Below are 11,113 nucleotides of genomic sequence, written 5' to 3'. Positions count from 1 at the left end.
AGGCCCTGATCGCACTCGCCCGGCGCAAGGTCAACGTCCTCTACGCCATCCTGCGTGACCGTCGGCCCTTCGAAGCCCGGCCAACTCTTCGTCTCGTGGCTTGACTTCAGCATTAGGCAGCGGCCTCCTTGCGCAGTCGCGCCCTGAACTCGTCGAGAGCGGTCCGCAGTTTCTGCAACGGCGTCGGCGGCAGGGAACGGGTGGCACCCCGGGCGTAGTACCGCTCGACGTAGAACTGGGCGACGGAGACGAGGCTGGTGAGGATGAGGTACCAGACGGTGACCACCAGCAGCAGCGGCACGATGTCTCCGGGGTAGGTGGCGCCCATGGTCTGCGCGGTGCCGAACAGGTCGAGCAGCGAGACGTAGAAGACCAGTGAGGTGGCCTTGACCAGGCCGATCAGCTGGTTGACGTAGTTCGGGGTGATCGACCGCAAGGCCTGCGGAAAAACGATCCGCCAGAACTGGTAGCGCTTGGGCAGGCCGAGCGCGGCGGCGGCCTCGTGCTGGCCCTGGTCGACGGAGAGGATGCCGCCGCGGACGACTTCGGCGGCGTAGGCCGCCTCGTTGAGGCTGAGGCCGACGACGGCGATCACCATGTCGGTGGCGAGCCGGGACTCGTCGAAGGTGAGGAAGGCGGGGCCGAAGGGAACGCCCAGGCTCAACGTCCGGTACAGGGCGCTGAAGTTGTAGAGGAAGAGCAGGACGACGATCAGCGGGATGGAGCGCAGCGCCCATACGTAGGTCCAGCTGACCGCGCGCAGCACCGGGCTCCTCGACAGCCGGGCGAGGGCCAGCAGGATGCCGCCCAGGAGGCCCAGCACCGCGCTGTAGGCGGTCACTTCGAGGGTGATCAGCAGTCCGTCGAGGATCACCGGGCGCAGGAACCAGTAGCCGAAGCGGTCCCACTGGTAGAAGGGGTTGGTGACCAGTCCGTGCGCGAACTGGGCGACCAGCACCAGGACGACGGCGGTGGCGATCCAGCGGCCCGGTCGGCGCAGTGGCTGAACTCGTTGGGCGGTGAGCGGTTTTGACGGCGTGTCGGCGGGTGGTGTCGTGGGGAGGGACGCGACGGCGCCTGGGGGTCGGCTCATGGAGGGCTCCGGCAGCAGAGTCGGACACCCCGGGGCGCGGCCGGCGCACGCCGCCGTGGAGGCGGGCGGGGCGCGGGAGCACACGGGACCGGGGGCTGGGCGAACGAGGGCACACCGCTCGGGCGGTGTTCGTCGGGGATGCGGGGGCTGAGGTGAGGTGTCAGCCCCGGCAGCGGGCGCGGCCCGGTGCGGTACACAGTGCGCTGTTCACGCGGAGCAGATCGACGGAGCGGTCGGCGACGAGGGGCTGTACCGACGGGCGTACGCAGCCCCGGGGGCGGCGGGGGGCCGTCCTGAGAGCTGCGTACATGTGTGTCTCCGTCACTTTTCCGGCCCCTGGGGGCCTCGCGCTTACCGGATCGCCGTGGTGATACGGCATCCGGTCCGGTCGTCACCTGGGGCACCCCACCGCGGTGCGAGGGTTGCCGGTCAGCAAGCCAGGGCTTGTCGCTGACGCTCATGACCGTTCTGGGCGTTAGTAAAGACAGCCGCCCGAACGAATGTCAATGCCGGTCCACCGGCTGGAACGGCTGGTGGGTGCGGGTGGTGTGGGCGGCCCAGTCCAGGATCTGCACGGCGGAGCCGGCGGCCTCCAGGCCCTGGCAGCGGGCGTGGTGGCGGCGGGCGATGCCGTCGAGGTCGAGGTGCGCGCCGAAGGCGGGGTGGGCGGTCAGCCGGCGGGCGTAGGCCCACAGGGCGGGATGGGCGGCGACACGGTGGACGGCGTCCGCGTCGAGGTGGTGGCGGTGCACGGTGTCCAGCTGAACCAGCGCGACCCACAACTCGACGTCCGCCGCGGTGATCTGATCACTGATCAGATACGGCTGCACGGCGAGCCCTTGCTCCAGCACGCCCAGGGTGGTGAGGAGGGAGTCGAGGGCGGCGGTGCGCTCGCTCTCCTCGGCGTCGGCCGCTCCGGCGCGCTGTGCGGCCCGTTGGATGCCCCGCGCGCACATCCGCTCGACGGCCTCGACCGCCGACTCGGCGCCGCACGGGTACAGCGCGCGCCGGCCGCCGCCGAACCGCCGGGCGAGGTCGCGGGCGATGTCGGGGCCGTGGGTGGAGACGATCCGCCCGGACCAGTCGTCGCTGAGCACCGGCGCGAGGGCGGGTCCGGTGTACCGGTGGGCGCTGGCGTCGTAGAGCGGGCGCACCGCGGAGTGGCCGCCGTCGGGACAGTCGGGGACGGCGGGCAGGAGCATCACGGGACAGGCCCGGTCCAGGCCGAGGAGGCTGTGGGTGACGGCGATGCGCAGGCCGTCCGGGTCGGCGGTGGACAGGTGGAGGCGGTAGCGGCGCGGCACGGCGTAGTGGCCGCTGCGCGAGTCGTGGCCGATGCGACCCCGGAAGGCGGGGGCGGGGCGGGCGGTCAGGTGGGCGGCCGGCGGTGTGACGGTCATGTCTCTCCCCGAAGGACGGCGCGTTGGGGGTGTGCGCGGCGGATGCGGCATCGGGACGGGAGGCCGTCCCCTCCCGCGCACGCTGTTGGCGTGAGGGGGTGGGGCGGCTCGGCCCTGGGGCGTGTCGTCCGGATCGGCTCAGCGGGGAACCGTGGCGTCGGCGGGCGCGGGCGATGGGGTGCCCCCGCGCACCGGTTCCGGCGCGTGGAGCCGCCGCGCCCCGGGCCGGTCGATCCGGCAGGAGACGCGCTAGGGGCTGATCGCGCTGCAGACGCGCTGCAGGTCGATGTGACGGCGGGAGGTGAGAAGGGGCGACGACCATGCCGTACGGTTCACTCGGCCGATGGCCGTCTCCAGACGCCCCATGCTTCCCTACCTGTTCACTAGGATTCCCGATCGAGTGTCGATCCGCCCCCGTCCGACGTCAAGAGGGCGTCCACCAGGTGAGTACGGAGCTCGGGACGGTTCAGTCCGAGGCGGGCAGCGCCTTGGGGGCCTTGACGGTCAGCGGCTGCCCTCCGTAGGTCAGCGGGCCCGCCCCGGAGGCGGTGCACAGAAGTTCGAGGGTGTCGGCGGCGTCGACGTACCGCTTGCCGATGAGGGCGCCGGGGGCCTCACCGGCGGCGGGTGCCGCGGGGGCCTGCCGGGCGGGGACCATCGGGACGCCGCCGCACTCGATCGCGCCGGCGCCGCCCTCCGGTGCGCGGATGACGATCACGCGGGTGGTACCGGTGGCCGCGGCGAGCTGGTCACCGGGGCGCGGGGTCGGTGCGGGTGACGCCATGGCGCGGTTCTCCTTCGTGCGCGGGAGCGGGGGCGAGGGCTGGAGCGGGGGCGGTGAGGCGCTCGCCGAGCCGGTCCAGGTCGAACGACTGGCGGGCGAGCCAGAAGCGCAGGAAGCCGGTGAGGGAGTAGCGGAGGAACAGCGCGCCGCCCACCACGGCGGCGGCGACTCCGCCGAGGCCGAGGGCGAGGGCGTCGCCCTGGCCGAGGGGGGAGTCGGTGGCGTGGGCGAGCGGGAAGGCGAGTCCGCCGAGGACCAGTCCGGCGAGCATCAGCAGTCCGCCGAGCCGCAGCCAGAGGGCGGCGCGCGCGGCGGCGGGGTCGGGGATCTTCAGCGCGGCGAGCTCGCGGACGAACCGCTCGGCCCGGTCGACCCGTTCGGTCTCGTCGGTCCGGTCGGCTCGGTCGGCCTGTCCGGCGGCGGGCGATGACGACACGGGGGTCGTGGTCATGGGGTTCTCCTCAGCGGACTCAGCGAACTCATCGGGCTCAGCGGACTCATCGGACACTCCTCGGCCGGTTCGTACGGCGTTCCTGCGCGTCCTCACCGCGCGCTCCCCAGGTAGTACGAGGAGAGTTCCGCGTGCAGGGAGCTGTCGGGGTGGCCCTGCCACTGGACGCGGCCCCGGACGAGGACGGCGGCGTGGTCGGCGATCTTCAGTACGGCGGCAGCGAACTGTTCGACGACGAGTACGGCGACCCCCTGCCGGGCGATCTCGGCGACGAGTTCGTAGAGTTCGGCGACGACCAGCGGGGCGAGCCCCATGGAGAGTTCGTCGAGGAGGAGAACGGCGGGATCGGTGGCCAGTCCACGGGCGAGGGCGAGCATCTGCTGTTCGCCGCCGGAGAGGGTGCCCGCGTGCTGGGTGCGGCGGCTGCCGAGGACGGGGAATCGGGCGTAGGCGGCTTCCTCGATGTCCTCCCGGGCGCGCCCGGTGAAGGTCATCATCAGGAGGTTCTCGCGCACGGTGAGGTTGGGGAACACGCCCCGGCCCTCGGGGATGAGGCAGACGCCCGCGCGGGCGAGGTCGCCGGGGCGGACGCCGGTGGCGTCCCGTCCGCCGAGGAGGAGGCGTCCGCCGCTGGGGCGGTGGGTGCCGGAGGCGACCTTGAGCACGGTCGTCTTCCCGGCGCCGTTGGGACCGAGGAGGGCTACCACCTGACCGGCGGCGACCTCCAGGTCCACCCCGTGCAGCACGGTGATGCCGTTGTACGCGGCGCGCACGCCGGAGAGCGCCAGCAGGCTCATGCTTCCCCCAGGTAGGCCGCGAGGACCGTCTTGTCCTGCTGGATCCGGGCGGGCGGGCCGCAGGCCACCACGGCGCCCAGGTCGAGGACGTACACCTCGTCGCAGACGCTCATCACCAGGCCCATGTCGTGCTCGACGAGGAGGACGGCGGTGCCGTCGGCGGCGAGGGAGCGCAGCAGCGCGGCGAACCGCTCGGTCTCCTCGGCGTCCTGGCCGGCCGCGGGTTCGTCGAGGAGCAGGACGCGGGGTCTGAGGACGAGGGCGCGGCCGACCTCGACGAGCCGGGCGAGGCCGGTGGGCAGCGCGTCGGCGGGCTCGTCGGCGCGGTCGGTGAGCCCGAGCCGGGTGAGCACGGCGTCGGCCGTGCGGGCGGCGTGCCGGCGTTCGGGGCCGAGTTCGGCGGCGACGAGGAGGTTGTCGCGCACGGTGAGCCGGCCGAAGAGTTCCAGGTGCTGGAAGGTGCGCGACATCCCGCGCCGGGCGCGGCGGGCGGGGCCCTCGCGGGTGATGTCGCGGCCGTCGAGCCGGACCCGGCCCCCGCGTGGCCGGCGCAGCCCCGAAACGACGTCGAACAGGGTGCTCTTTCCTGCCCCGTTGGGCCCGATGAGCCCGGTGACCCGGCCCGCCTCGGCGGCCAGCGACACCGTGTCGAGCGCCCGGCGTCCGCCGAAGCTGACGGTCACCTCCTCAGCCTGCAGCAGTGGCACGGCCCAGCACCTCCCCGTCCTCGGGCCGCCAGGGGCGGCGTACTCCCCACCACTCCAACGGCGGTTCGGGTGACGGCTGTTGACCCGATGCCGCGCGGATCCGCAGCGCCGTGGCCGCCGCGAGGGCGACGGCCAGCAGCAGCCAGCCGTTCACCGTGTCGAGGGCGGCGAGCAGCCAGCACACCGCGAGGGCTCCGCCCAACGCCCCGAGCAGCACCCGGTTCTGAGCGAGCGGAGCCCACTCGGCACGGAACCGGCCGATGATCCCGCCGGGGCTGTGCGCGAGCCCCATTCCGGCCAGCGCGATCAGCAGCGCGGACAAGTCCTGCGCCCAGGTGCCGAGTTCGCCGAGCAGCTGGGTCGGTAGGACGAACGCGACACCGGCGAAGAGCCCGGCGCCGACGTAGCCGAGCCCGGCGATGACCGCGATCAGGAAGATGGGCAGCCCGGCGACGAGGTTGAACTGCTCTGCGGTGACGGTCTGGAGCTGCATGCCGTACAGGGCGCCGCCGAGGCCCGCGATTCCGGCGGAGAGGGCGAAGACGGCGACCTTCGCGCCGAGGAGCCGGCCGCCGAGGGTGGCGTAGGCGGCCTCGCTGTCGCGCAGGGCGATCAGCCGCCGCCCGTACCGGCCCCGGCGCAGCGCGGCCACGCCGAGGGAGGCGAGCGCGAGACAGCCGGCGGCCAGTAGAAGCAGTTCGGCGGGGGTCGTCAGACGCAGTCCGAACAGGTCGGGTCCGGTGACGGACACCGAGCCCTGGTCGAACAGGGCGATGCGGACACCGAGAACGTCGAAGGCGGGCAGGGTGAAGATCCACCGGTCGAGGACGACGGCGAACGCGGAGGTGCCGAGCGCGAGGTAGATGCCGGACAGCCGCAGTGCCGGTACGGCGATCAGCGCGCCGACGGCCGCGGTGACCAGCACGGCCACCGGCAGCGCCCACAGCTCGCCGTGCGCCCCGAGGTGACCCCACACCACCGCGCCGATCCCGGCGATGGACAGCTGGCACAGGGAGACCTGCCCGGCGAACCCGGCGAGCGGGACGTACGACAGGGCGACGACGCCGAGGGCGAAGATCGCGCCGTACGAGACCAGGGCCTCCTCGGACAGGACGGTGACCAGGACCAGCGCGAGGCCGAGGACGGCGCCCGCGAGCAGCAGGGCGCCGCGGCGGCCGGGCAGCGGGACGGGGACGAGCCGGCGGTCCCGGCCGCGCAGCCTGCGGTGCGGGAAGGCGAGCAGGGCGAGGAAGAGCAGCAGGGCGGGGGCGGCCAGGCGCAGCCCGGGGAGGTAGTCGTTCTGCGGCAGGTAGCCGGCCAGGTAGGCCTCCAGCAGGCCCACGACGACCGCGCCCAGGAAGGTGAGGGGCAGGCTGCGCAGCCGGCCGAAGACGGCGGCGGTGTAGGCGCTGACGATGAGCAGGGACAGCTGCTGGGCGTCGAGCGCGACGGTCGGCGCGATGAGGATGCCGCCGACGGCCGCGAGCTGGATCCCGAGCACCCAGGCGAGCCGCCCGGCGCGCAGCGGGTCGGCGCCGGTGAGCCCGGCGAGGGCACGGTCGTCCACGCAGGCGCGCATCTCGGTGCCGGAGCGGGTGCGGTGCAGGAGGAACCAGAGGCCGGCCGCGACGGCCAGGGCGACCGCCATGGTGACGGCCTGGTGCCAGGTGACGGCGGTCGGGCCGAGCCGGATGGCGGAGCGGTCGGCGAAGAAGGGGTTGAGGGGGCGGGGGGTGTTGGGGTCCCAGACCCAGCGGGCGAGCGCGATGCATCCGGTGAGCAGGGCGACCGTCATGACCAGGCGCTCCGCCTCGCCGAGCGCCTGCACCGGGCGCATCAGCACCCGTTCCACGAACAGTCCGAAGGCGGGCGCGAGGACGAGGAGGACGGCGGCGAGGGCGAGTGGTACCGGCCAGCCCCAGCCGACGGCCAGCTGCCAGTAGGCGAAGGCCGCGAGCATGCCGGCCGCGCCGTGCGCGAAGTTGAAGACGCCGGCCGTGGTATGGGTGAGCACCAGACCGCTGCCGATCACGGCGTAGATCGCGGCGGTGCTCAGGCCGACCACCGTGAAGGCCAGGAACTGATCCATGGTCTGGAAACTAGCTTCTCACTATTGGAGAATCAACCATCCGGACACAACCATCCGCACACAGCCATCACACCGGGAGGTTCTATGACAGGCAAGCAGCGGCGGGGCACCGCGATCGCGATGAGCGCCGCCGAGACCGACGCGTTCCTGCGTGCCCAGCCGGTCTGCCGGGTCGCCGTCACCGCGTCCGACGGCCATCCGCACATCAGCCCGCTGTGGTTCGTCTGGGACGGCACCGCCCTGTGGCTCAACTCGCTGACCCGCAGCAGACGCTGGTCCGACGTGGTGAAACAGGGGCGGCTCGCGGTGGTCGTGGACGACGGCGGCTTCGACTTCACGGCGCTGCGCGGGGTGGAGCTGCGGGGACCGGCGGAGGCGGTCGGCGAGGTCCCTCGCACGGGTGAGCCGTACGACGAGCTCATCGAGCCGGAGCGGCTGTTCGGCGAGAAGTACGCGGGCGGGCGGTTCCGGTACGACGGACGGCACGGCTGGCTGCGGATGGTGCCGGAGGAGGTGGTCAGCTGGGACTTCCGGAAGCTTCGGCGTTGACGGAGGACGCGACCCCATGGAAGCGTGATACTCATTCGCGAGAATGAGATTCTCACTGGAGGTCCCTTGAGCGACACCGACGACCTGGTGGAGATCGAGCAGCTCCTCGGCCGCTACGCGGTCTCGATGACCCGCGGCGACGTGGACGAGGTGCTCGCCGTCTTCACCCCGGACGGCACCTACAGCGCGTTCGGCGACACTTACTCGCTCGACGGGTTCCCGGCACTGGTCTCCGCCGCCCCCAAGGGCCTCTTCCTCGTCGGCACCCCGGTGATCGAGCTGGCCGGGGACACGGCGACCGGCACCCAGCCGCTGTGCTTCGTGGAGCACTCCCGGCACGAGATGCGCATCGGCTACTACAACGACACCTACCTCCGCACCCCGGACGGCTGGCGGCTGCGCACCCGGGCGATGACCTTCATCCGGCGCAGCGGCGCGCACGACTCGGGGCGACCGCACGCCTTCACCCGGTCATGAGGGTGTCTCCCTTCGCCGACCTCGACGTCTTCCGGCGCGAGGTACGCGGCTGGCTCGACGACCACGACCTGTCCCCGGACTCCGCGGACCACGGCCTGGACGCACAGGTCGCCCAACTCGGCCGGGTGCGGCGGGCGTTGTGGGCAGCGGGCTGGATGCGGTACGGCTGGCCGGCCGAGGTGGGCGGGCTCGGCGGGCCGAGCGCGCTGCGCGCGGTGCTGGGCGAGGAGGCCGCCTCCCGGGACCTCGCCGAGCCCGGTATCTGGTCGATGGTCGAGGTGCTGGTCCCGACCCTGCTGGACTACGCGCCGCCCGCGCTGGCCGCCGAGATGGTGCCCCGGCTCCTTGGCGGCGCCGAGCAGTGGTGCCAGGGCTTCTCCGAACCGGGCTCCGGCAGCGATCTGGCGTCCCTGACCACCCGGGCGGTCCGCGACCCGGAGGGGGCCGGCTGGGTGGTGTCGGGGCAGAAGGTGTGGACGAGCCTCGCCCAGTACGCCGCCCGCTGTGTGCTGCTCGCCCGCACCGGCGGCCCCGGACACGCCGGGATCAGCGCGTTCTTCGTCGACATGGACTCCCCCGGCATCACGGTCCGCCCGCTGCGCACGATGCACGGCGTGGACGAGTTCGCCGAGGTGTTCCTCGACGGCGTACGCGTCCCGGAGTCCCGGCTGCTCGGCACGCCCGGGGACGGCTGGCGCCTCGCGATGGACCTGCTGCCGCACGAACGCTCCACCTGCTTCTGGCACCGGATCGCCCACCTCTACAGCCGCCTGGACCGCCTGCTCGCCGACAGCTGCGAGGCCGACCCGGACGCGCTGGGCGGCGCCTGGCTCGATCTGCACACCGTGCGCTGCCGCTCGGCCGCCACCCAGGCACGCCTCGCCACCGGCGGACGGCTCGGCCCGGAGACCTCCGTGGACAAGATCCTGCTCGCGGGCGCGGAACAGCGGCTCTTCGACACGGTCCGTGACCTGCTGCCGGGCACCATCGAACTGGCCGACTCACCGTGGCGCACCGAATACCTCTACTCGCGGGCCGCGACGATCTACGGCGGCACGGCCGAGATCCAGCGCAACATCGTCGCCCGCCGGCTGCTGGACCTCGGAAAGGAGTGACCGCGTGGACCAGGCCGAACGCGCCCTCCTGGCGGACGCCCTGCGCAAGACCCTCACCTCCGGCGCCGATCTCGCCGAGCTGGGCTGGCCCGACATGCTCATAGAGGAACCGGACACGGTCGTCCCGCTGGTCTTCCGCCTGCTCGGCGAGACGGGCACCCACGCGCCGGTCCTCAACGACGTCCTCCTGCACGCGGCCGGCCGCCCCCTCGGCGGCACCCCGCCCCTGCCGTTCACGGGCGGCACCCTGGTGCTCTGGCTCAGGGACGGATCGTCGTACGACAGCCCGCTCGACCCCGAACTCCCGCTGCGGCGCGTCGACTCCGGCGTACCGCTCCCGCGACTCGCCGCAGGACGCCGCGCCCTGGGCTGGTGGCTGCTCGGCACCGGGCACGCGATGCTCGCCCTGGCCCGCCGGCACGTCCTGGACCGGCATCAGTTCGGGCGCCCGCTCGCCTCCTTCCAGGCGCTGCGGCACCGGCTGGCCGAGACGTACGTCGCCCTGGAGGGCGCGGAGGCGGCGCTGACCGCGGCGGCCGACGACACCGGGGCGCTGCTGGCCAAGGCCGCCGCCGGACGGGCCGCGCTCACCGCCGCCCGCCACTGCCAACAGGCCCTGGGCGGTATCGGGTTCACGGCCGAGCACGAACTGCACCGGCATGTGCGACGCGCGCTCGTCCTGGACGGGCTGCTCGGCTCCGCCCGCGAACTGACCCGTGAGGCCGGGTCGTTGCTGCTGCGCGAGGGCCGCACACCCCGTCTCGTCGACCTGTGAGGAGCCTCCGATGACGACCGTCGACCTCTGGCCCGACCTGCTCGACTGCCTGGACCTCGCACCCCTCGGCCAGGGCACCTACGAGGGCGGCTCACAACAGCTGGAGTACCGGCGGCTGTTCGGCGGCCAGCTGCTCGCCCAGTTCGCCCGCGCCGCCGGTCTGGCCGCGCCCGGCAAGGGCCTGAAGTCGCTGCACACGCAGTTCCTGCGGGAGGGCCGCACCGGGGAGTCGGTGCGCTACGAGACCGAAGTCCCGCAGGAGGGGCGGACGTTCGCCGCCGTACGGCTCGTGGCGCGCCAGGAACACGGGGTCGTGGCCGTGGCGAACGCGAGCCTGCACACATGGGAGCAGGGGCCCGACCGGCAGTCCGTCGACCCCGCCCCCGCCCTCCCGGGGCCGGAACACACGGCCGAACTCCCGCTCCTGCCCTGGGAGTCACGGGCCGTGACCGACCTCGACACCGAGAAGTCCGAGCCGCCCGTGTTCGAGCTGTGGACCCGTGTCCCCGAGACGCACCGGTCGCTCGGGCCGGCACTGCTGGCGTACGCCACCGACCTCACCCCGATCGGCACCGCGCTGCGGCCGGTGGAGGGGGTCGCACAGACGGACTCGGGGCGCGCGTTCGCCTCGGCGGTGACCTCGCACACGGTGTGGTTCCACCGGCCGCCCGAGACCGGCGCCTGGCTGCTGCTGCGCCAGCACAGCCCCGTCGCCGCCCACGGCCGCTGCTTCGGCCGGGGCGACGTACTCACCGAACAGGGCACCCTGCTCGCCTCGTACACGCAGGAGGCGCTGCTCCGGTTCACGAACTGACGACCGAACCCGGGCCGGCATTCGGCCGATCCGCCCCTTGCCGGGCCGTTTCGTGCCCCATT

At 73.2% G+C, this 11,113-nt stretch carries 13 protein-coding genes and 1 riboswitch; of the genes, 5 read left to right on the top strand and 8 right to left on the bottom strand.

The window, feature by feature from the left end:
• Positions 1-112: 112 nt before the first annotated feature.
• The 8 genes from ACFPIH_RS29130 to ACFPIH_RS29095 all read right to left on the bottom strand — a co-directional run bounded on the left by ACFPIH_RS29130 (position 113) and on the right by ACFPIH_RS29095 (position 7,321).
• Positions 113-1,093, bottom strand: coding sequence for an amino acid ABC transporter permease (locus tag ACFPIH_RS29130; protein WP_381178446.1), 981 nt, complete (start codon positions 1,091-1,093; stop codon positions 113-115).
• A 342-nt stretch (positions 1,094-1,435) separates the two neighbouring features.
• A riboswitch (SAM riboswitch) is annotated at positions 1,436-1,558 on the bottom strand.
• Positions 1,559-1,596: 38 nt separating this feature from the next.
• Positions 1,597-2,493 (bottom strand): glutathione S-transferase C-terminal domain-containing protein, encoded by an 897-nt coding sequence (locus tag ACFPIH_RS29125; RefSeq protein ID WP_381178443.1) that lies wholly within the window; start codon positions 2,491-2,493, stop codon positions 1,597-1,599.
• A 249-nt stretch (positions 2,494-2,742) separates the two neighbouring features.
• Complete coding sequence (locus ACFPIH_RS29120) at positions 2,743-2,859, bottom strand: putative leader peptide (protein WP_381178440.1); 117 nt, start codon at positions 2,857-2,859, stop codon at positions 2,743-2,745.
• Positions 2,860-2,959: 100 nt separating this feature from the next.
• Complete coding sequence (locus tag ACFPIH_RS29115; RefSeq protein WP_381178437.1) at positions 2,960-3,277, bottom strand: hypothetical protein; 318 nt, start codon at positions 3,275-3,277, stop codon at positions 2,960-2,962.
• Positions 3,243-3,728, bottom strand: coding sequence for a hypothetical protein (locus ACFPIH_RS29110; protein WP_381178434.1), 486 nt, complete (start codon positions 3,726-3,728; stop codon positions 3,243-3,245). The genes ACFPIH_RS29115 and ACFPIH_RS29110 overlap by 35 nt, the downstream gene beginning before the upstream one ends.
• Before the next feature lie 92 nt (positions 3,729-3,820).
• Complete coding sequence (locus ACFPIH_RS29105) at positions 3,821-4,525, bottom strand: ABC transporter ATP-binding protein (protein WP_381178431.1); 705 nt, start codon at positions 4,523-4,525, stop codon at positions 3,821-3,823.
• Positions 4,522-5,232, bottom strand: coding sequence for an ABC transporter ATP-binding protein (locus tag ACFPIH_RS29100; protein ID WP_381178428.1), 711 nt, complete (start codon positions 5,230-5,232; stop codon positions 4,522-4,524). The genes ACFPIH_RS29105 and ACFPIH_RS29100 overlap by 4 nt, the downstream gene beginning before the upstream one ends.
• On the bottom strand, positions 5,213-7,321 hold the full coding sequence (locus ACFPIH_RS29095) for a branched-chain amino acid ABC transporter permease (protein WP_381178425.1): 2,109 nt from the start codon (positions 7,319-7,321) through the stop codon (positions 5,213-5,215). The genes ACFPIH_RS29100 and ACFPIH_RS29095 overlap by 20 nt, the downstream gene beginning before the upstream one ends.
• 84 nt (positions 7,322-7,405) lie before the next feature.
• Here ACFPIH_RS29095 and ACFPIH_RS29090 point away from each other — a divergent pair, with 84 nt between their 5' ends.
• The 5 genes from ACFPIH_RS29090 to ACFPIH_RS29070 all read left to right on the top strand — a co-directional run bounded on the left by ACFPIH_RS29090 (position 7,406) and on the right by ACFPIH_RS29070 (position 11,051).
• Positions 7,406-7,870, top strand: a complete 465-nt coding sequence (locus ACFPIH_RS29090; protein ID WP_381178422.1) for a pyridoxamine 5'-phosphate oxidase family protein — start codon at positions 7,406-7,408, stop codon at positions 7,868-7,870.
• Between the two features lie 66 nt (positions 7,871-7,936).
• Positions 7,937-8,347 carry a nuclear transport factor 2 family protein gene (locus tag ACFPIH_RS29085; RefSeq protein WP_381178419.1) on the top strand — a complete coding sequence of 137 codons (411 nt, stop codon included), beginning with the start codon at positions 7,937-7,939 and terminating at the stop codon, positions 8,345-8,347.
• Positions 8,344-9,462: an acyl-CoA dehydrogenase family protein gene (locus tag ACFPIH_RS29080; RefSeq protein ID WP_381178416.1), complete on the top strand. Its 1,119-nt coding sequence runs from the start codon at positions 8,344-8,346 to the stop codon at positions 9,460-9,462. Before ACFPIH_RS29085 ends, ACFPIH_RS29080 begins: the two co-directional genes overlap by 4 nt.
• 4 nt (positions 9,463-9,466) lie before the next feature.
• Positions 9,467-10,237: an acyl-CoA dehydrogenase family protein gene (locus tag ACFPIH_RS29075; RefSeq protein ID WP_381178413.1), complete on the top strand. Its 771-nt coding sequence runs from the start codon at positions 9,467-9,469 to the stop codon at positions 10,235-10,237.
• A gap of 10 nt (positions 10,238-10,247) precedes the next feature.
• Entirely contained in the window at positions 10,248-11,051 is an 804-nt protein-coding gene (locus ACFPIH_RS29070; RefSeq protein ID WP_381178410.1) for an acyl-CoA thioesterase, read from the top strand.
• The last annotated feature ends 62 nt before the right edge of the window (positions 11,052-11,113 follow it).

The organism is Streptomyces vulcanius (assembly GCF_042653945.1).
Taxonomy (GTDB): Bacteria; Actinomycetota; Actinomycetes; order Streptomycetales; family Streptomycetaceae; genus Streptomyces; species Streptomyces mangrovi.
The sequence above is the reverse complement of the archived record's forward strand: the minus strand, read 5'-3'. Positions and strand labels throughout refer to the sequence as shown.

Excerpts from the sequence above, each read along its gene's own strand:
- ACFPIH_RS29080 (WP_381178416.1), top strand. The coding sequence starts at position 8,344 with ATGAGGGTGTCTCCCTTCGCCGACCTCGACGTCTTCCGGCGCGAGGTA.
- ACFPIH_RS29105 (WP_381178431.1), bottom strand. The coding sequence starts at position 4,525 with ATGAGCCTGCTGGCGCTCTCCGGCGTGCGCGCCGCGTACAACGGCATC.
- ACFPIH_RS29130 (WP_381178446.1), bottom strand. The coding sequence starts at position 1,093 with ATGAGCCGACCCCCAGGCGCCGTCGCGTCCCTCCCCACGACACCACCC.
- ACFPIH_RS29115 (WP_381178437.1), bottom strand. The coding sequence starts at position 3,277 with ATGGCGTCACCCGCACCGACCCCGCGCCCCGGTGACCAGCTCGCCGCG.
- ACFPIH_RS29090 (WP_381178422.1), top strand. The coding sequence starts at position 7,406 with ATGACAGGCAAGCAGCGGCGGGGCACCGCGATCGCGATGAGCGCCGCC.
- ACFPIH_RS29070 (WP_381178410.1), top strand. The coding sequence starts at position 10,248 with ATGACGACCGTCGACCTCTGGCCCGACCTGCTCGACTGCCTGGACCTC.
- ACFPIH_RS29110 (WP_381178434.1), bottom strand. The coding sequence starts at position 3,728 with ATGACCACGACCCCCGTGTCGTCATCGCCCGCCGCCGGACAGGCCGAC.
- ACFPIH_RS29120 (WP_381178440.1), bottom strand. The coding sequence starts at position 2,859 with ATGGGGCGTCTGGAGACGGCCATCGGCCGAGTGAACCGTACGGCATGG.
- ACFPIH_RS29095 (WP_381178425.1), bottom strand. The coding sequence starts at position 7,321 with ATGGATCAGTTCCTGGCCTTCACGGTGGTCGGCCTGAGCACCGCCGCG.
- ACFPIH_RS29125 (WP_381178443.1), bottom strand. The coding sequence starts at position 2,493 with ATGACCGTCACACCGCCGGCCGCCCACCTGACCGCCCGCCCCGCCCCC.